The sequence below is a fragment of the Aquitalea sp. LB_tupeE genome, assembly GCF_013391415.1.
Taxonomy (GTDB): domain Bacteria; phylum Pseudomonadota; class Gammaproteobacteria; order Burkholderiales; family Chromobacteriaceae; genus Aquitalea.
The window spans coordinates 241,503-260,821 of the sequence record NZ_JACAXB010000013.1 but is presented as its reverse complement, the minus strand read 5'-3'; the positions used below and the strand labels follow the sequence as shown (position 1 = coordinate 260,821).

The 19,319-nt window shown below is 61.2% G+C and carries 17 protein-coding genes; 16 read left to right on the top strand and 1 reads right to left on the bottom strand.

Annotation, left to right across the window (positions count from 1 at the left end; all coding sequences use genetic code 11):
- Positions 1-6: 6 nt before the first annotated feature.
- Positions 7-1,050, bottom strand: coding sequence for a rod shape-determining protein (locus HWX34_RS06560; protein ID WP_045846501.1), 1,044 nt, complete (start codon positions 1,048-1,050; stop codon positions 7-9).
- Between the two features lie 297 nt (positions 1,051-1,347).
- On the opposite strand from HWX34_RS06560, the gene gatC reads away from it, so the two are divergent.
- The 16 genes from gatC to HWX34_RS06480 all read left to right on the top strand — a co-directional run bounded on the left by gatC (position 1,348) and on the right by HWX34_RS06480 (position 19,315).
- Positions 1,348-1,635, top strand: a complete 288-nt coding sequence (gene gatC, locus HWX34_RS06555; RefSeq protein ID WP_045846500.1) for an Asp-tRNA(Asn)/Glu-tRNA(Gln) amidotransferase subunit GatC — start codon at positions 1,348-1,350, stop codon at positions 1,633-1,635.
- 126 nt (positions 1,636-1,761) lie between these two features.
- Entirely contained in the window at positions 1,762-3,213 is a 1,452-nt protein-coding gene (gene gatA, locus HWX34_RS06550; protein ID WP_178971484.1) for an Asp-tRNA(Asn)/Glu-tRNA(Gln) amidotransferase subunit GatA, read from the top strand.
- 64 nt (positions 3,214-3,277) lie between these two features.
- Complete coding sequence (gatB, locus tag HWX34_RS06545) at positions 3,278-4,705, top strand: Asp-tRNA(Asn)/Glu-tRNA(Gln) amidotransferase subunit GatB (protein ID WP_062788752.1); 1,428 nt, start codon at positions 3,278-3,280, stop codon at positions 4,703-4,705.
- 371 nt (positions 4,706-5,076) lie between these two features.
- Positions 5,077-5,523 (top strand): division/cell wall cluster transcriptional repressor MraZ, encoded by a 447-nt coding sequence (gene mraZ, locus HWX34_RS06540; RefSeq protein ID WP_045846497.1) that lies wholly within the window; start codon positions 5,077-5,079, stop codon positions 5,521-5,523.
- The gene (gene rsmH / locus HWX34_RS06535; RefSeq protein WP_178971483.1) at positions 5,520-6,482 is read left to right on the top strand and encodes a 16S rRNA (cytosine(1402)-N(4))-methyltransferase RsmH; all 963 of its coding nucleotides are present in this window, start codon (positions 5,520-5,522) and stop codon (positions 6,480-6,482) included. Before mraZ ends, rsmH begins: the two co-directional genes overlap by 4 nt.
- Entirely contained in the window at positions 6,479-6,751 is a 273-nt protein-coding gene (gene ftsL / locus HWX34_RS06530) for a cell division protein FtsL (RefSeq protein WP_045846495.1), read from the top strand. Before rsmH ends, ftsL begins: the two co-directional genes overlap by 4 nt.
- The gene (locus HWX34_RS06525) at positions 6,751-8,502 is read left to right on the top strand and encodes a penicillin-binding protein 2 (protein ID WP_178971482.1); all 1,752 of its coding nucleotides are present in this window, start codon (positions 6,751-6,753) and stop codon (positions 8,500-8,502) included. Before ftsL ends, HWX34_RS06525 begins: the two co-directional genes overlap by 1 nt.
- Before the next feature lie 11 nt (positions 8,503-8,513).
- Positions 8,514-9,992, top strand: a complete 1,479-nt coding sequence (locus HWX34_RS06520; protein ID WP_178971481.1) for a UDP-N-acetylmuramoyl-L-alanyl-D-glutamate--2,6-diaminopimelate ligase — start codon at positions 8,514-8,516, stop codon at positions 9,990-9,992.
- The gene (murF, locus tag HWX34_RS06515; protein ID WP_178971480.1) at positions 9,989-11,365 is read left to right on the top strand and encodes a UDP-N-acetylmuramoyl-tripeptide--D-alanyl-D-alanine ligase; all 1,377 of its coding nucleotides are present in this window, start codon (positions 9,989-9,991) and stop codon (positions 11,363-11,365) included. Before HWX34_RS06520 ends, murF begins: the two co-directional genes overlap by 4 nt.
- Before the next feature lies 1 nt (position 11,366).
- The gene (gene mraY / locus HWX34_RS06510; RefSeq protein WP_089082937.1) at positions 11,367-12,452 is read left to right on the top strand and encodes a phospho-N-acetylmuramoyl-pentapeptide-transferase; all 1,086 of its coding nucleotides are present in this window, start codon (positions 11,367-11,369) and stop codon (positions 12,450-12,452) included.
- A gap of 12 nt (positions 12,453-12,464) precedes the next feature.
- Positions 12,465-13,841 (top strand): UDP-N-acetylmuramoyl-L-alanine--D-glutamate ligase, encoded by a 1,377-nt coding sequence (murD, locus tag HWX34_RS06505; protein ID WP_178971479.1) that lies wholly within the window; start codon positions 12,465-12,467, stop codon positions 13,839-13,841.
- A complete protein-coding gene (gene ftsW, locus HWX34_RS06500; protein ID WP_178971478.1) occupies positions 13,838-14,995 on the top strand; it encodes a putative lipid II flippase FtsW in 1,158 nt (385 codons plus the stop codon). Before murD ends, ftsW begins: the two co-directional genes overlap by 4 nt.
- A 119-nt stretch (positions 14,996-15,114) precedes the next feature.
- A complete protein-coding gene (gene murG / locus HWX34_RS06495; RefSeq protein ID WP_178971477.1) occupies positions 15,115-16,203 on the top strand; it encodes an undecaprenyldiphospho-muramoylpentapeptide beta-N-acetylglucosaminyltransferase in 1,089 nt (362 codons plus the stop codon).
- A gap of 37 nt (positions 16,204-16,240) precedes the next feature.
- Positions 16,241-17,635, top strand: a complete 1,395-nt coding sequence (murC, locus tag HWX34_RS06490; protein ID WP_178971476.1) for a UDP-N-acetylmuramate--L-alanine ligase — start codon at positions 16,241-16,243, stop codon at positions 17,633-17,635.
- A gap of 53 nt (positions 17,636-17,688) precedes the next feature.
- A complete protein-coding gene (locus tag HWX34_RS06485; RefSeq protein WP_178971475.1) occupies positions 17,689-18,600 on the top strand; it encodes a D-alanine--D-alanine ligase in 912 nt (303 codons plus the stop codon).
- Positions 18,590-19,315, top strand: a complete 726-nt coding sequence (locus tag HWX34_RS06480) for a cell division protein FtsQ/DivIB (protein ID WP_178971474.1) — start codon at positions 18,590-18,592, stop codon at positions 19,313-19,315. The genes HWX34_RS06485 and HWX34_RS06480 overlap by 11 nt, the downstream gene beginning before the upstream one ends.
- Positions 19,316-19,319 lie beyond the last annotated feature (4 nt).

The window sequence follows — 19,319 nt, the reverse complement described above, 5'->3', positions numbered from 1 at the left end:
CAACAATCAGGGAACGTTGGTGAAAATGGTGCCGATCTTGTCCATTTTTTCCAGCGCCTTGCCCGAACCGCGTACCACGCAGGTCAGCGGCTCTTCGGCCACGAACACCGGCAGGCCGGTTTCTTCGGCCAGCAGGCGGTCGATGTCCTTCAGCAGCGCACCACCACCGGTCAGTACCATGCCCTTGTCGGCAATGTCGGCACCCAGTTCCGGCGGGGTCTGTTCCAGCGCGATCTTCACCGCGGAAACGATCTGGTTCAGGGGTTCGGTCAGTGCTTCCAGGATTTCATTGGACGACACGGTGAAGGCACGCGGAATGCCTTCGGCCAGGTTGCGGCCCTTGACTTCCATTTCACGCACCTCGGCACCGGGGAAGGCCGAGCCGATGGTCTTCTTGATTTCTTCGGCGGTGGTTTCGCCAATCAGCATGCCGTAGTTGCGGCGGATGTAATTGATGATGGCTTCGTCAAACTTGTCACCACCAACACGTACCGAGTTGGAGTACACCACGCCACCCAGCGAAATCACGCCTACTTCGGTGGTACCGCCACCGATGTCCACCACCATGGAACCGGTCGGCTCCTCTACCGGCAGGCCGGCACCGATGGCGGCGGCCATCGGCTCTTCGATCAGCTCGACACGGCGCGCACCGGCAGCCAGGGCGGAGTCACGGATGGCCTTGCGTTCCACCTGGGTGGAACCGCAGGGTACGCAAATCACGATGCGCGGGCTGGCAGCAAAGAAACGGTTGGGGTTCACCTTCTTGATGAACTGCTTGAGCATCTGTTCGGTCACGGTGAAGTCGGCAATCACGCCGTCCTTCATCGGGCGGATAGCCTGGATGGAACCTGGCGTACGGCCCAGCATCTTCTTGGCTTCCAGGCCCACGGCCAGGATGGATTTCTTGTTGGTGGGCGCGTCGCTGTGAATGGCGACCACCGACGGCTCGTCAAGCACGATGCCCTTGCCACGCATGTAAATGAGGGTGTTGGCCGTGCCAAGGTCGATGGCAAGGTCGTTGGAGAAGTATCCGGTGAGCGAACGAAACATTGGGCGGTCCTGGTTCAGTTTCCGTCAGTCGGGCGCGATGCGCGTCCGGCAAATTCTTAGCATGGGCTTGGCTTCCCGGGGCCCGTCGCGGCGCAGGCCTGAGGCAGCGGACGGCGGCGTTCCGGGGACATCATTGTTGCATTGCAGCACGGAAATGAACAACAGACATGACAGACAGAAAACCCTGTTGTCAGCTGCGTCTTTCCTGCGGCGATGTGTGACGTCGATCTTGGGAGAATCAAACCCCTTATGATACCCTATAAAGCTTGAAATATTAAAGGTTTTAACGAGGACGCCATGTCTCTGACGCACCAGGATGTCGCGCGGATTGCCAAGCTTGCCCGCATCAACGTAAGCGATGAAGAAATCGTCGCGGTTGGCAACCAGCTTAACAATATTTTTGGCCTGATCGAGAAGATGCAGGCCGTCAACACCGATGGCATCGAACCGATGGCGCATCCACAGGATGTCAGCCTGCGCCTGCGTGAAGACATCGTGACCCAGACCAACCAGCGAGAGGCCTTCCAGGCCATTGCTCCGCAGGTGGAAAAGGGCTTGTTCCTCGTTCCCAAGGTTATCGAGTGAGTTTCAGAGCCTTCGCTGTTCGGATGGTTCCCATTTAGGAATCGCTTTTTTCCGAACAGCGAAACCCGTCCCACAGGCCGGGTTGCTCTGCTCCCCGATCCCAGCTTAACCGGATATCAAGACAAAATGACGAACGCCACCCTCAAGCAACTGTCGCAACAACTGGCGGCGGGCGCGGTGTCGAGCGTGGAATTGGCCACGCAATACCTCGACCGCATCGAGGCGCTGAACCCGCAGCTGAACGCCTTCATCACCGTGGACCGCGCCCGCACCCTGGCTGACGCGGCGGCGGCTGACGCTGCCCGTACGGCTGGCAATGCCGGCCTGCTCACCGGCGTGCCCATGGTCCACAAGGACATCTTCTGTCAGCAGGGCTGGAAAACCAGCTGTGGCTCGAAGATGCTGGACAACTTCATCTCGCCCTACAGCGCCCATGTGGTGGAGCAGTGCAATGCCGCCGGCCTCATCACGCTGGGCCGCGCTAACATGGACGAATTTGCCATGGGCTCGTCCAACGAAAACAGCTACTACGGTGCCGTGAAAAACCCGTGGGACCTGAACGCCATTCCTGGCGGCTCGTCCGGTGGTTCCGCTGCTGCTGTCGCTGCACGCCTGACGCCGGTGGCCACCGCCACCGACACCGGCGGTTCCATCCGCCAGCCGGCCAGTCACTGTGGCGTGACCGGCATCAAGCCCACTTATGGCGTGGTATCGCGCTACGGCATGGTGGCTTATGCCTCCTCGCTGGATCAGGGCGGCCCGATTGCCCAGACCGCCGAAGACTGCGCACTGATGCTGAACGTGATGGCCGGTTTCGACGAGCGTGACTCCACCAGCCTGGAACGTGCCCGCGAAGACTACACCCGCGATCTGAACCAGCCGCTGGCCGGTTTGCGCGTGGGTCTGCCGCGCGAGTACTTTGCCGACGGCCTGGATGCCGACGTGGCCAAGGTGATTGAAGACGCCGTGGCCGAGCTGAAAAAGCAGGGCGCGCAGGTGGTGGACATCAGCCTGCCCAATACCGAGCTGTCCATCCCGGCCTACTACGTGATTGCACCGGCCGAGGCCTCCACCAACCTGTCACGTTACGACGGCGTGCGTTACGGCCACCGTGCGGCAGATTACAAAGACCTGGTGGACATGTACGAGAAGACCCGTGCCGAAGGTTTTGGTGCCGAGGTCAAGCGCCGCATTCTGGTGGGCAGTTATGTGCTGTCGCATGGCTATTACGATGCCTACTACCTGAAAGCGCAGAAAATTCGCCGCCTGATCGCCAACGACTTCACCGCCGCGTTTGCACAGTGCGACGTGATCCTGGGGCCGGTGGCACCGACTGCTGCCTTCAATATCGGTGAGAAATCCGGCGATCCGGTGCAGATGTACCTGTCCGACATCTACACCCTGTCGGTCAACCTGGCCGGCCTGCCTGGCATGAGCGTACCGGCCGGTTTCGACCGCCAGGGCCGCCCGGTAGGTCTGCAGATCATCGGCAATTATTTTGGCGAAGCAAAAATGCTGAATGTGGCGCACCAGTTCCAGTTGGCTACCGACTGGCACACCCGCGCTCCCGCCCTGTAATCAAGGCCGAACAGGGGTGGCGCTGCGTCCGCCCCTGTCGGCATAGCAAAAGGATTTCTCCGCGATGAAATGGGAAGTCGTCATCGGTCTTGAGGTGCATGTGCAGCTCAACACCGCTACCAAGATTTTTTCCGGCACCAGCACCGCCTTTGGTGCCGAGCCCAACACCCAGGCTTCGGCCGTGGAACTGGCTTTTCCCGGCGTATTGCCGGTGATGAACAAGGCCGTGGTGGAAAAAGCCATCCGCCTGGGCCTGGCGCTGGGCTCCAAGATCAATCAGAAGAACGTATTTGCGCGCAAAAACTACTTCTACCCCGACCTGCCCAAGGGCTATCAGATCAGCCAGATGGAGCTGCCGATTGTTGAAGGCGGTGTATTGCCGATTCTGGTGGGCGAGGAAGAAAAACTGGTCAAACTGACCCGCGCCCATATGGAAGAAGATGCCGGCAAATCGCTACATGAAGACTTCAGCGGCATGACCGGTATCGACCTTAACCGCGCCGGTACTCCGCTGCTGGAAGTGGTGTCCGAACCGGACATGCGTTCGCCGGAAGAAGCCGTGGCCTATGCCCGCGCCCTGCACAGCCTGGTGATGTGGCTGGGCATTTGCGACGGCAACATGCAGGAAGGCAGCTTCCGCGTGGACGCCAACGTCTCGGTACGCCCGTTCGGTCAGCAGGAATTCGGCACCCGCCGCGAAATCAAGAACCTGAACTCCTTCCGCTTCCTGGAGCAGGCCATCAAGTATGAAATCCAGTGGCAGATCGACACCCTGGAAGATGGCGGCCGCGTGGAACAGGCTACCGTGCTGTTCGACCCGGACAGCGGCGAAACCCGCATGATGCGCAGCAAGGAAGACGCGCACGACTACCGCTACTTCCCCGATCCGGACCTGCTGCCGGTGCGCATCAGCGACGAGCAGATCGCCCGCATCCGCAGCGAAATGCCGGAACTGCCCAGCGCCATGAAGGCACGCTTTGTCGAAGCCTTCGGCGTGTCGGCCTACGACGCGGCCCTGCTGACCGGCAGTCGCGCCACGGCGGAATATTTCGAAGCCGTTGCCCAGGCCTCCGGTCAGGGCAAGCTGGCCGCCAACTGGGTGAACGGCGAAATCGCTGCCCGCCTGAACCGCGAAGGCAAGGATATTGGCGACTGCCCGATCTCGGCCGAACGCCTGACCGGCCTGATCCAGCGCATTGCCGACAACACCCTGTCCAGCAAGCTGGCCAAGCAGGTGTTTGATGCCTTGTGGGATAGCGACTTGTCTGCTGATGCCATCATCGAGCGTGACGGCCTGAAACAGGTGTCGGATGTGGGGGCCATCGAAAAAATGGTGGAAGAAGCCATTGCGGCCAATCCCAAGGCGGTGGAAGAATTCCGCGCAGGCAAGGAAAAGGCACTGAACGCCTTGGCCGGTCAGGTGATGAAAGCTTCCAAGGGCAAGGCCAATCCGGCCCAGGTGCAGGAAATCCTGAAGCAGAAACTGGCCTGATCAAGGCCTTGCAGCTTCAACAAGCGGAGCGGCATGCGCAGTGCATGCCGTTCCGTTTTTTCTTTTTCAAGCTTTTCTTTCAGGTGCTGCGCAAGCATCGCAAGCTGTCTGATGTTCTTGTCATTAAAAATCATTGTGTTGCCTTCCTGCACCATTCCAGTTCATAGCTCACTTTGACAGTGCTGATTAACTCACTGATTTGACACGGAAAGCACATTTTCACCGTGCCGCTAAGTCATTGTCGCAAAAGGTGAATTAGCACCAAGCGATGTTGACCGTGGTGCAGTTCTTTCTTATAGTGGCGGAAAGTGGGGTGAAGTGGGTAAAAGTGGGGCGACGGCCCCTCAACTTTCAGCGGTGGTTTCCAGCTCATGATTGGTGGCGTCAGTATTGTCTCTCTTGATAGCAAGGGTCGTTTGGCCATTCCGGCCAGACACCGTGAGACACTGCTGTCCGCGTTTGGCCACAAGCTGGTGGTGACCCTCGAATCCCCCGATCATTTGCTGATCTACCCCGAACCCAACTGGCGTCCGGTCGAAGCCCGCCTTCTCGCCCTTCCCACCGGTAATCCCACGCTGAAACGCTACCAGCGCCTCGTGCTTGGCCACGCAGAAACGCTGGAAATGGACAGCGCCGGACGCATCCTGCTTCCCTCCCGCCTGCGCGACCTGGTCGGCCTCGACAAGGACGTCGCTCTGGTGGGCATGGGTAACCGCTTCGAGCTGTGGAATGCCGAGGAATGGGACAGCCAGACCAATGACGCCCTGGCAATAGACCAAGCCGACCTGGCACAACATCTTGGAGACTTTACGCTGTGAACCCCACCCCGTTCGTGCATCGCACGGTGCTGCTTGCCGAGGCTGTCGAAGCACTCGCCATCAAGGCTGATGGCGTGTACGTCGACTGTACCTTTGGCCGAGGTGGTCATAGCCGCTTGATCCTGTCACGGCTGGGCCCTGAGGGCCGGCTGATTGCCTTTGACAAGGATCCGGAAGCCATCGCCGAAGCCGAACGGCTGGCGGCAGAAGACAGCCGTTTCACTATTGTTCACAACGGTTTCGAGACCCTGGGCCAGGAACTGGCCCGCCTGGGTGTGGCCACGGTGAATGGTGTACTGATGGATCTGGGCGTGTCCTCGCCACAGATCGACGATGGCCGTCGCGGATTCAGTTTCCGCTTCGACGCGCCACTGGACATGCGCATGGACACCACCCGCGGCATTACCGCCGCCCAGTGGCTGGCCAGTGCGGAAGAAGACGAAATCAAAGAGGTCATCAAGACTTATGGTGAAGAGCGGTTTGCTCGCAAGATCGCAGCAGCCATTGTTGCGCAACGGGAGCTCGCTCCCATCCAGACCACGCGTGAGCTCGCCTTGCTCGTTGGGAAAAACGTCCGTACTCGGGAACCGGGTCAGGACCCAGCCACGCGTACCTTCCAGGCGATCCGGATCTTTGTGAACCGCGAGCTGGACGAGCTCAAGGCCGTCCTGCCGCAGGCGGCGCGCCATCTGGCTGAAGACGGCCGTCTGGCCATCATCAGCTTTCACTCGCTGGAAGACCGCATCGTCAAGCAATACCTGCGCGATGCCAGCAGTGTGGAAAAGCTGCCCAGCTGGGTGATGGTGCGGGCCGAAGACATGGCCCAGCCCCCGCTCAATAACGTGGGCAAGGCCGTGCGCGCCAGCGACGAAGAGATCCGTGAAAACCCCCGTTCGCGCAGTGCCATCATGCGCGTTGCCCAGCGCACGGCTGCGCCGTGGCGTGAGGGGGATGCATGAACCGTCTGTGCGCGATTCTCCTGACTCTTGTGGTGGTGTCCGCCTGGTCGGTGGTCACGTCCCAGCACGTGTCGCGCAGGCTGTACAGCGACCTGCAGAAAGAGCAGAAATCCGCCCAGCAGCTGGAAGTCGAGTATGGCCAGTTGCAGCTGGAACAAAGCACCTGGGGTGCCCATGCGGTGATTGAAAAAGCCGCTAGCACCCGTCTGGGCATGCACACGCCCGACCCGCGCCAGATCCAGGTCATTACACCGCGGGGGGGAGCCTGATGCGCACCAGCTACTCGGCCCACCAGCGTGAACGCATTGCGGATGCCAGCCCTGCCCTGAAAATGACGGCGGGGCGTGTGCGTTTTGTCTTGCTGATGCTCGGCATGCTGTTTCTGGCACTGATCGGCCGGGCCATTTATCTGCAAGTGGTGCAGCAGGACTTCCTGCAAGGCCAGGGTGAGGCGCGCTTCCGTCGGGCGATGACGCTGGAGGCCAATCGCGGGGTGATTACCGACCGCAATGGCGAACCGCTGGCCATCAGCTCGCCGGTGCAAACCATCTGGGCCAGCCCAGCGGACATGGAGCCGGTGGCACCGGCCAAGCTGCGTGAACTGGGCAGCTTGCTGGACATGTCGCCGGAAGAGCTGGCCACCAAGCTGTCCGATCGCAAAAAAGAATTCGTATACATCAAGCGCCAGATCAATCCTGAAGTCGCCGACAAGGTGATGGCGCTGGGCATTCCCGGCATTGCCAAACAACAGGAATACCGCCGTTTTTATCCGGCTGGCGAAATCATCTCCCACATCATCGGTTTCACCGGGGTGGATGGCAAAGGCCAGGAAGGGGTGGAGCTGGCGCGCGAAAAAATGCTGGCCGGCAAGGACGGCCGTCGTGTGGTGATCAAGGATCGCCGTGGTCACATCATTGAAGATGTTGCCGCGATTGAACCGCCCAAGGACGGACAAACCCTGGCCCTGGCAGTGGACCATCGCATCCAGTATCTGGCCTACCGCGAAATCAAGGCGGCGGTGGAAGAGAACAAGGCCAAGGCCGGTAGTGTGGTGGTGCTGGATGCCAAGACCGGCGAGTTGCTGGCACTGGCCAACTACCCGTCGTTCAACCCCAACAATCGCACCGGTACCACGCCGGAAATGCTGCGCAACCGCGCGGTGATCGACCTGTTCGAGCCGGGTTCCACCATGAAGCCCCTGTCGATTTCGCTGGCGCTGGAGCATGGCAAGACCACGGTCAATTCGGTACTGGATACCCACACCTACATGATCGGCCCGGCCACCATCCGTGATGTGTCGCCACAAGCCAGCCTGAACATTCTGGGCATCATCCAGAAGTCGTCCAACGTCGGCACCAGCAAGCTGGCCTTGATGAGCAGTCCGCAGGATTTCTGGACTTATTACGATGCGCTGGGCTTTGGCCGCCCCCCCAATACCGGCTTCCCCGGCGAGGCAGCCGGACGCCTGCGTGACTGGAAGAACTGGCGACCCATCGAACAGGCCACCATGTCGTTTGGTTATGGCGTATCGGTCAGCCTGATCCAGATGGCGCGGGCCTACACCATCTTTACCAATGATGGCGTGATGCTGCCTATCTCGCTGTACAAGACCAACAACCCGATGCCGGGCAAGCGGGTACTGGCCGAGAAAACCGCCCACGAAATGCACGACCTGCTGGTCGCCAACAGCGAACCGGGTGGTGGTGCCGTCGGTGGCCGCATCATCGGTTACAGCATAGGCGGCAAAAGCGGTACCGCGCGCAAGCTGGAAGGCCGCACCTATGTGGCCAATAAGCACCGTGCGCTGTTTATCGGCTTTGCTCCGGGCAAGAACCCGAAACTGATTGTGGCCGTGATGATTGACGAACCCACGGCCGGTAAATACTACGGCGGTGCCATTTCCGCACCGGTGTTTTCCCAGGTGGCTGGCGGCGCGCTGCGCGTGCTGAATGTGCAGCCGGACGAGCCGTCCAATAACAGCTTGCTACCGGATTCCACCCCGGTCCCTGCGGATTTTTGAAGAAACAGAACATGAAAAGTCGCCTGACAAGCTTGCCGGACTGGGATCCGGCAGAACTGAACCAGCTGGGCTTCCCCATCAAACGGGTAGAAGCGGACAGCCGCCGTGTATTGCCCGGCGATGTCTTCCTGGCCTGCCGCGGTGAATACACCGATGGCCGCGACTTCATTGCTGCTGCACTGGAAAAAGGTGCGGCCGCCGTGCTGTGGGATGCTGCCGATGGCTTCAGCTGGAACCCGGACTGGACCCTCCCCAACCTGCCTGTTCCGGCGCTGCGCGAGCGTGCCGGCATGGTGGCGGCACATGTTTATGGCCAGCCCAGTCAGGCGATGACGGTGATCGGCATTACCGGCACCAATGGCAAGACCTCCATTTCCCACTGGCTGGCGCAGGCGTTTTCGCTGCTGGGCCAGAAAGCTGCCTTGATCGGCACCGTGGGTAATGGTTTTTATGGCGAACTGACCCAAACCACGCACACCACCCCGGACCCGGTCACCGTACAGCAAAAGCTGGCCGAATACCGCCGTCAGGGCGCGCATGTGGTGACCATGGAGGTATCCAGCCATGGCCTGGACCAGGCACGGGTGAACGGTGTGAGTTTTGCCACCGCAGTATTCACCAACCTGACCCGCGACCATCTGGATTATCACGGCAGCATGGAAGCCTACGGGGCGGCCAAGGCCAAGCTGTTCCACTGGGAAGGCCTCAAGCACGCGGTCATCAATGTGGACGACCCGTTTGGCCGCCAACTGGTACAGGATATTGATGCTAACCGTACCCAAGTCGTGAGCTACGGCCTGACCGAGGGCGATGTGCGCCCGCTCAGCCTGACGGCCAATCTGGATGGCCTGCAACTGCGGGTTGCCACGCCATGGGGCGAGGTGGATGTGCGCACCGGCCTGGTGGGCCGTTTCAATGCCAGCAACCTGTTGGCCTGCCTGGCCACCTTGTGCGTCAACGGTATCAGCCTGGCCGACGCCGCCGCCGTGATGGCGCGCATCCAGCCGGCGCGTGGCCGTATGCAGAGCATTGGCGGCAGTCACGAACCGCTGGTGGTGATTGACTACGCCCATACCCCGGATGCGCTGGAAAAGGCACTGGCCACGCTGGCCGACATCCGTCCGGCAGGTAGCAAGCTGTATTGCGTGTTCGGTTGCGGTGGCGACCGCGATCCGGGCAAACGCCCGATGATGGGTGAAATTGCCGAGCGCATTGCCGATGTGGCGGTGGTGACCAGCGATAACCCGCGCACCGAAAACCCGCAAACCATTATCGAGCAGATTTTGGCGGGCATGCGCCATGCCGGCCATATCGAAGCCGACCGCGCGGCGGCCATCCATTGGGCGGTGAGCCAGGCACAGGCGGGCGATATCGTGCTGATTGCCGGCAAGGGTCACGAGGAATATCAGGATATCGGCGGTGTCAAACACCCGTTCTCCGACTTCCGCATTGCCGAAGAGGCGCTGACGGCCTGGGGAGACGAAGCATGATGACCTTGCAGCAGGCCGCGCAATGGGCAGTTGGCACGCTGGTGGGTGCAGACGGCCAAGCCCGTCTGAGCCGCGTGGTGACCGACAGCCGTGCGGTGCAGCCGGGCGATTTGTTTGTCGCGCTCAAGGGCGAGCGTTTTGACGCCCACGACTTTGTCGCCGATGTACTGGCGCGCGGTGCCGTCGCTGCACTGGTGGCCGAAGACTTTGTGCTGGACAAGGCCAGCCTGATCAAGGTGGACGACACCCGGCTGGCGCTGGGCCGTCTGGCCGCGGGTTGGGCTGCCGCACTGCCAGCACTGCGCGTGGGCATTACCGGCTCCAACGGCAAGACCACGGTCAAGGAAATGCTGACCGCCATTCTCAAGGCCCATGCTGGAGAGCAGGCGGTACATGCCACCGCTGGTAATTTCAACAACGACATCGGCCTGCCGCTGACCTTGCTGGGTCTGACTGCCGCCCACCGCTATGCGGTGCTGGAAATGGGCATGAACCACCACGGCGAGCTGACTTATCTGAGCAGCCTGGCCCGTCCGCAAGTAGCGTTGGTCAACAATGCCATGCGTGCCCACATCGGCCATTTTGCCGATACCGCCGACATCGCCCGTGCCAAGGCGGAAATCTTCTCCGGCCTGACAGCGGACGGCGTAGCCATCGTCAATGCTGATGACGCCAATATCGCCTTGTTCCGCAGCGCTGCCGGTGCACACCGTGTTTGCAGCTTCGGCCTGCAACACGCAGCAGACATCAGCGCGCGTGACATCAGCCTGCAGGCACTGGGCAGCCGCTTTACCCTGTGCAGCCCGCACGGCGAGCAGGTCATCAGCCTGCCTGCGCCGGGTGAACACAATGTGCGCAATGCGCTGGCCGCTGCGGCTATGGCACTGGCGCTGGATGTACCGCTGGCAGCCATTGCTGCCGGTTTGGCGGTGTTTGGCAATGCCAAGGGCCGTCTGCAACAGAAAACCGGCCGCCATGGCGGTGTGGTGATCGACGACAGCTACAACGCCAATCCGGATTCGATGAAAGCCGGTATCGACGTGCTGGCCGGTCTGCCGGGGCCGCATTGCTTTGTCATGGGTGATATCGGCGAACTGGGTGATACCGCGCCGCAACTGCATGCCGAGGTGGGCGAACATGCCCGCCTGCGTGGCATTGCGCAGCTGGTGACGCTGGGCGAACTCAGCCGTCACGCCGCAGCCGCCTTTGGCGCTGGTGCACAGTGTTTTGATGATTTCACGGCGTTGGCCAACTGGCTGGATGCCAATTTGCAAGCGGGAGCTTCCGTGCTGGTGAAAGGCTCGCGCTTCATGCGTATGGAACGGGTGGTGGAACACCTGACGACCGCAAAACAACAAGAAGAGGGAGTGTAAGGTGCTGCTCTGGCTAGCCGATCTGCTGGGTTCTCATATCCGGACTTTCAACGTTGTCTACTACGTCACCCTGCGGGCAGTGATGGCGGCGCTTACCTCGCTGACCATCTCGCTGCTGATGGGCCCGTGGGTTATCCGCAAGCTGACCGAGCTGAAAGTCGGTCAGGCTGTGCGCAACGACGGTCCGCAAAGCCATCTGGTCAAGGCCGGTACGCCGACCATGGGCGGTTCGCTGATCATGCTGTCCATCACCATCACCACCTTGCTGTGGGCTGATCTGTCCAACAAATACGTCTGGCTGCTGCTGGCGGTGATGCTGGGTACCGGTGCGCTGGGCTTTTACGATGACTGGCGCAAGGTGGTGTACAAGGACCCGAAAGGCGTGTCGGCCAAATTCAAGATGGTATGGCAATCCACCATCGCCATTGCTGCGGGCATTTTCCTGATTGCTACCGCCAAGCTGCCGGCCTCCACCGAGTTCATCGTGCCCTTCTTCAAGACCGTGGCTTATCCGCTGGGCGTGGTGGGCTTCTGCGTGCTGACCTATCTGGTGATCGTCGGCACCTCCAATGCGGTCAACCTGACTGACGGTCTGGACGGCCTGGCCGCGCTGCCGGTGGTAATGGTGGCCTCCGGCCTTTCCATCTTCGCTTACGTGGCTGGCCACGTGGTGTTTTCCAAATATCTGGGCCTGCCCTTCATTCCCGGCGCGCATGAGGTCGTGGTGTTCTGTGCCGCCATCTGCGGGGCCTGCCTGGGCTTCTTGTGGTTCAACGCCTATCCGGCGCAGGTGTTCATGGGCGATGTCGGCGCACTGGCGCTGGGCGCGGCACTGGGCACCGTGGCGGTGATTGTGCGACAGGAAATCGTGCTGTTCATCATGGGCGGTCTGTTCGTGATGGAAGCGTTGTCGGTGATGATCCAGGTGGCTTCGTTCAAGCTTACCGGCAAGCGGGTATTCCGCATGGCACCGCTGCATCACCACTACGAATTGAAGGGCTGGAAGGAAACCCAGGTGGTAGTGCGCTTCTGGATTGTCACCATGATGCTGGTGCTCGCTGGCCTGGCTTCGTTGAAATTGCGTTAAGGACAAGGGCTCATGGACTTTGCTGATCGACACATCGCGGTAGTGGGGCTGGGAGGCTCGGGGCTGGCTGCCGCGCGCTATCTGGCTGCCCACGGCGCACGCGTGGTGGTGGCCGATAGCAAGCCCGCGCCCGAGCGCGTGGCCGAGCTGCAGCAGCATGTACCAGCTGCCGAACTGCGCGTCGGCGCATTCGATGCCAGCACCTTTGCCGGTGTCGACATGCTGGTGCTCAGCCCCGGCGTACCGCTGAAGACTCCAGCCGTGGATGCTTTCCGCCGTGCCGGTGGCGAAGTGGTGGGCGATGTGGAACTGCTGGCCCGCGCCATCAAGGGTAATGGCAGCAAGGTGATTGCCATTACCGGTTCCAATGGCAAGACCACCGTCACCAGTCTGGTGGGGCATCTGTGCCAGCAGGCCGGGCTGGATACCATCGTGGCTGGCAATATCGGCCTGGCGGTACTGGAAGCCCTGCTGGAACGCGAACAATCCGGCAAGCAGCCGGACGTATGGGTGCTGGAGCTGTCCAGCTTCCAGCTGGAAACCACCTACAGCCTGGCGGCAGATGCTGCCACCGTGCTGAATATTTCCGAAGACCATCTGGACCGCTACAACGACCTGCTGGACTACGCCCACGCCAAAACCGCCGTGTTCAATGGACTGGGCGTGCAGGTGCTGAACCGTGATGACATCCTGGCCCCGGCCATGGTGCGCCCCGGTCATGTGGTCAAATGGTTCTCGCTCAAGCAGCCGGTGGAATACAGCCTCACCCAGCAGGATGGCCAATACTGGCTCAGCGCACAGGGCGAAGCCGTGCTGCCGCAAGCCAGCCTGCAACTGCAAGGCCTGCACAATGCCGCCAACGCGCTGGCCGCCTTGGCCTTGTGCGACAGCATCGGGCTGGACCGTGCCGCCCTGCTGCAAGGCCTGCAAAGCTTCCAGGGTCTGGCGCACCGGGTGGAACTGGTGGACGAATTTGACGGCATCGCCTGGATTGACGATTCCAAGGGTACCAATGTCGGCGCTACCGAAGCCGCCCTCAATGGCATGACCCGCAAGGTGGTGCTGATTGCCGGTGGTGATGGCAAAGGTCAGGATTTCAGCCCGCTGGCACCTGCTTGCCAGCGTATTGCCCGCGGCGTGTTGCTGATTGGCCGTGATGCCGGCCGTATCCGCGCCGCGCTGGCAGATAGCGGCGTTGCGCTGTACGACTACGCCACGCTGGAAGAAGCCACCCGCGCCGCAGCTGAACTGGCCCAGCCGGGTGATGTGGTGCTGCTGTCGCCCGCCTGCGCCAGTCTGGACATGTTCCGTAACTACGGCCATCGCGCCCAGGTGTTCATCGACACCGTGGCGCAGATCAAGGCCGCGACCGGAAAGGGGCAGCCATGATCGTGCACTCGGCGCGCCGCTACACCGCCATCAAACCATTTGACGAGGCACTGGCCTGGGCCCTGGCCCTGCTGCTGTCCATCAGTCTGGTGATGGTGTATTCGGCGTCGATTGCCTATGCCGAGGCCGATGCTGCCACGCAAAACCGCTATTTCTACCTGATCCGCCACATCATTTTCATGGTGATCGGCCTTTGCGCGTCCTACGTGATGTTCCAGGTGCCGACGCGCATCTGGCAGAAGTACGCCGGCAAATTATTCCTGCTGGGCATCGTGCTGCTGGTGCTGGTGCTGATTCCCGGCATTGGCCGGGTGGTGAATGGTTCGCGCCGCTGGATCAACCTGTTCGTGCTCAATCTGCAGCCGTCGGAAATCATGAAGTTCGCCACGGTGATTTATGCCGCCGATTACACCGTGCGCAAGACCCACAAGCTGCACAGCCTGAAAGAAGGCTTTGCGCCGATGTTTGCCGCCATGGTGATGGTGGCCTTCCTGCTGCTGCGCGAGCCGGACTTCGGTGCCTTGATGGTGGTGATGAGCATTGCCATGGGCGTGTTGTTCCTCGGTGGCATCAATATGCGCATTTTCTCCGGTCTGGCGGTGATGGCCGCCGTCGCCATCGTGCTGTTGATCATCTCCTCGCCATACCGGCTCAAGCGGGTACTGGGCTTCATGGACCCGTGGGATGACCCGTACGGCAAGGGTTATCAGCTGTCGCACTCGCTGATCGCCATTGGCCGTGGTGAGTGGTATGGCGTGGGACTGGGCTCCAGCATCGAAAAATTGTTCTACCTGCCCGAGGCTCACACCGACTTCATCATGGCGGTGATTTCGGAAGAATTCGGCTTTGTCGGTATCTGCGTGGTCATCGGCCTGTATGCCTGGGTGGTGCGGCGTGCGTTTCACATCGGCGTGGAATCGAAAAAGCTGGAACGCTTTTTCCAGGCGCTGGTGGCGCAGGGCATGGGCATCTGGCTGGGCATTCAGGTGTTTTTCAACATCGGCGTGAATATGGGCTTGCTGCCCACCAAGGGCCTGACCCTGCCGCTGATGTCGTTTGGTGGTTCGGCCATGTTGATGAACCTCATCGCCATGGCTGTGCTGCTGCGGGTTGATTATGAAAACCGCCGCATCATGCGCGGCTACAAAGTGTAGTCGCGCAGGACAAGCGCCGATAGGCGCGAGAGGGCGAAGCCCGGTGGCGGCGGTTTCTGCGAGGCCGCAGAACGAAGCAAAAATCAGCGCATCATGCGCGGTTACAAGGTTTGATGAAGATGACGAACAGAACGGTCATGGTAATGGCAGCAGGTACGGGTGGACACATCGTCCCCGGCCTTGCCGTGGCCAAAGCGCTGCAACAGCGTGGCTGGAAAGTGGTGTGGCTGGGCACCGAGCGCGGCATGGAAAACAAGCTGGTACCGCCCACCGGCATTCCGCTGGAGCGGCTGGCATTCCACGGTGTGCGCGGCAAGGGACTGATAGGCTCGCTCAAGGGCGTGCTGCAGCTGTGTGGCGCTTTTGTCCGCTCGGCGCAGCTGCTGTTGCGCCATCGCCCGGACGTGGTACTGGGCATGGGCGGCTACGTCTGCCTGCCCGGTGGCGTGATGAGCGGCCTGCTGTGGAAGCCGCTGGTGCTGGTGAATGCCGATGCCAGCCTTTTGCTGAGTAACAAGGCCTTGCTGCCGTTTGCCCGCAAGCTGGTGTGCGGTTTTGACGGCAGCGCCGCCAAGAGCGGGCCCAAGGCGCTGGTAACAGGTAACCCGGTTCGGCAGGAAATCGAAGCCCTGCCGGCACCGGCGCAGCGTATGGCCGGACGCAGCGGCCCGCTACGGGTGTTGGTAGTGGGTGGCAGCCTGGGTGCGCGGGTACTGAATCAGACCCTGCCGCAGGCTATGGCACTGCTGTCGGCCGAACAACGCCCGCAGCTGACCCACCAGACCGGTGAGGCCAACTTTGCCGAGGTGCAGGCAGCCTATCGTGCCACCGGGCTGGAACAGGATGTCAGGCTGTTGCCGTTTATTGATGACATGCCCAGCCGCCTGGCCGACTGCGACCTGATCATCTGCCGCGCCGGTGCCATTACGGTAAGCGAGCTGTGTGCAGCAGGCGTGGCCAGCATTCTGGTGCCGCTGGTGGTGTCCACCACCGCGCATCAGCGTGACAACGCCAAGTGGATGGCAGCGGAAGGTGCGGCGATTCATCTGCCGCAAAGCGAATTGACAGCACAAAAGCTGGCAGACGTACTGGCTGGTCTTGACCGGCCCCGTCTGCTGGAACTTGCCAGCCAGGCACGTGCATTGGCCCGCCCCGGCGCAGCCGCCCGGGTGGCCGATCTGTGCCAGGCACTGGCAGACGAACAGTAATACGGCAGCACAGCTGTCGGAAGCAACGAGAAAGAACATGAAACACAGGGTCAAACACATTCACTTCGTCGGCATCGGTGGTGTCGGCATGTGCGGCATTGCCGAGGTTCTGCTGAACCTGGGCTACACCGTGTCCGGTTCGGACATGGCCGATGGTGCCGCCACCCAGCGCCTGGCAAGCCAGGGCGCACGCGTGTTCTTTGGCCATGATGCAACCTATATGGAAGGTGCCGACGTGGTGGTGACTTCCACCGCGGTGAAGGCGGACAACCCGGAAGTGCTGTGCGCCCGCGAGCGCCGTATTCCGGTGATTCCGCGTGCCATGATGCTGGCCGAGCTGATGCGCTTCAAGCAAGGCATTGCCATTGCCGGCACCCATGGCAAAACCACCACCACCAGCCTGACAGCTTCGGTGCTGGCGGCAGCCGGGCTGGACCCCACTTTCGTGATTGGCGGCAAGCTGACTGCGGCTGGCACCAATGCCAAGCTGGGTTCCGGCGAGTTCCTGGTGGCCGAGGCCGATGAATCCGACGCGTCTTTCCTGCACCTCACCCCGGTGATGGCGGTGGTCACCAATATCGACGCCGACCACATGGACACCTACGACCACAGCTTCGACAAGCTCAAACAGGCTTTTGTCGATTTTCTGCACCGCCTGCCCTTCTATGGCCGTGCAGTACTGTGCGTGGACGACCCGAATGTGCGCGAAATCCGCAGCCGCATCACCAAGCCGGTGACCACTTACGGTCTGGACGATTCCGCCGACATCTATGCCGCCAATGTAGTGGCTGCCGGTGGGCAGATGCATTTTGACGTGGTGGTCAACAACGGCAGCCAGCAGCGCTTCCCGGTGGTGCTCAACCTGCCGGGTCGTCACAACGTGCTGAATGCCTTGTCGGCCATTGCCATCGGTCTGGAATGCGGAGCGGATATTCCGTCCATCCAGCGCGGTCTGGCCGAGTTTGCCGGCGTGGGCCGTCGCTTCCAGCGTTATGGCGAAGTGGCGCTGCCGGCCGGCGGCAGCTTCACCCTGGTGGACGACTACGGCCACCACCCGGTGGAAATGGCCGCCACGCTGTCCGCAGTACGCGGTGCTTTCCCGGACAAGCGACTGGTGCTGGCTTTCCAGCCGCACCGCTACAGCCGCACCCGCGACCTGTTTGAAGATTTTGTCAAAGTGCTGAACGGCGTGGATGCACTGCTGCTGTCCGAAGTCTACGCCGCTGGTGAAGCGCCCATCGTGGCCGCCGATGGCCGTGCACTGGCCCGCGCGGTGCGCGTGTCGGGCAAGGTGGAGCCGCTGTTTGTCGAACAGATTGCCGACATGCCGCGCACCATCATGGACATTGCCCGCGATGGCGATGTGGTCATCACCATGGGTGCCGGTTCCATTGGTGCAGTACCGGGCAAGCTGGTGGCCGGCAAGCTGTAACAGGCAGACGAATTTTGGCGGGAGGGGACAGGCCCTCCCAGTAAGGAAGAGCAATGAAGCAGTACGGCAAAGTGGCAGTGATGATGGGCGGCAGCTCCGCCGAGCGTGAAATTTCGCTGATGAGCGGCAACGGCGTGTTGAACGCCTTGCGTTCGCGCGGTGTGGACGCCCATGCCTTCGACCCTGCCGAAAAACCGCTGGCAGCGCTGAAAGAAGAAGGTTTCGACCGCGTCTTCATCATCCTGCACGGCCCGTTTGGCGAAGACGGCACCCTGCAAGGTGCGCTGGAAACACTGGGCATTCCGTACACCGGCTGCGGTGTGATGGCCTCGGCCATCTGCATGGACAAATGGCGTACCAAGCTGTTGTGGCGCGGGGCTGGTTTGCCGATTCCGGAATTCGAACTGCTGGATGAAAACAGCGACTTTGCCGCCGTGGAAGCACGACTGGGCCTGCCGCTGTTCGTGAAGCCGGCGACCGAAGGCTCCAGCATTGGCGTCACCAAAGCAAAACAGCCGGGCGAACTGAAAGCCGCGTTTGAGGAAGCCCGCAAATACGACCCGCTGGTGCTGGCCGAGCGATTTGTCGGTGGTGGCGAATACACCTGTGCCGTGATTGATGGCCAGGCCTATCCCACCATCAAGATCGAACCGGCCACCGAGTATTACGACTACCAGGCCAAGTATTTCCGCGACGACACGGTATACCGCTGCCCGTCCGGCCTGAGTGAAGAAGTGGAACAGCGCGCCCGTGCATTGTGCCTGCAAGCCTTCCAGGTACTGGGCGGTCAGGGCTGGGGTCGGGTGGATTTCCTGATGGATGAAGCCGGCGGTATTTACCTGCTGGAAGTGAACACCAATCCGGGCATGACCAGCCACAGCCTGGTGCCGATGGCCGCGCGCGCCCAGGGCATCAGCTATGAGGACCTCTGCCTGAACGTGCTGGATATGGTGCATGTGGGATAACCATCAGCTGCTGAAAGGCCTGGCCAATTTCCTGCTGGGTGCCTCGCTGCTGATGCTGTTGTATGCAGGTGGATTCTGGGTGACACATGCACCGGTGTTTCCGGTGAAGAAAATCCAGATCCAGGGACAGATGAAAAGAGTGACGCCGGAACAGTTGCGCTTCATTGCCGAGCACGAGCTGACGGGGACGTTCTTCACGCTGGACATCGACAAGACCCGGGCGGCGTTTGGCAAGCTGCCCTGGGTGCGGGACGCACAGGTGCGCCGGCGTTGGCCGGATGCACTGGAAATTGCAGTGGAAGAACATGTGGCGCAGGCGCGCTGGGGCGAAAACGGGCTGGTGGACAGCCACGGCGACCGCTTCGACGCCGCCAGCGACCAGCAACTGCCGGTGTTTCATGGCCCGGCAGGGGCAGAAAAGGACATGACAGCCATGCTGGCGCGTTTGCGTCAGGGACTGAAACCGACGGGGCTGGCCCCGCAGGAAATCTGGCTGTCACCGCGTCGGGCCTGGCAAGTGGACCTGGACAACGGCATCAAGCTGGACCTTGGCCGGGGCGACGTGGATTTACGGGTGGAGCGATTCGCCCAGTACTGGAAAGACAAGCTGGCAGTGCTGCCGTACCACATCGATTACGTGGACATGCGCTACCCCAATGGATTTGCCGTGCGGATGCCTGATTACAAGGCCCCGCCGGCACAAGTGAAAAAGTAATACC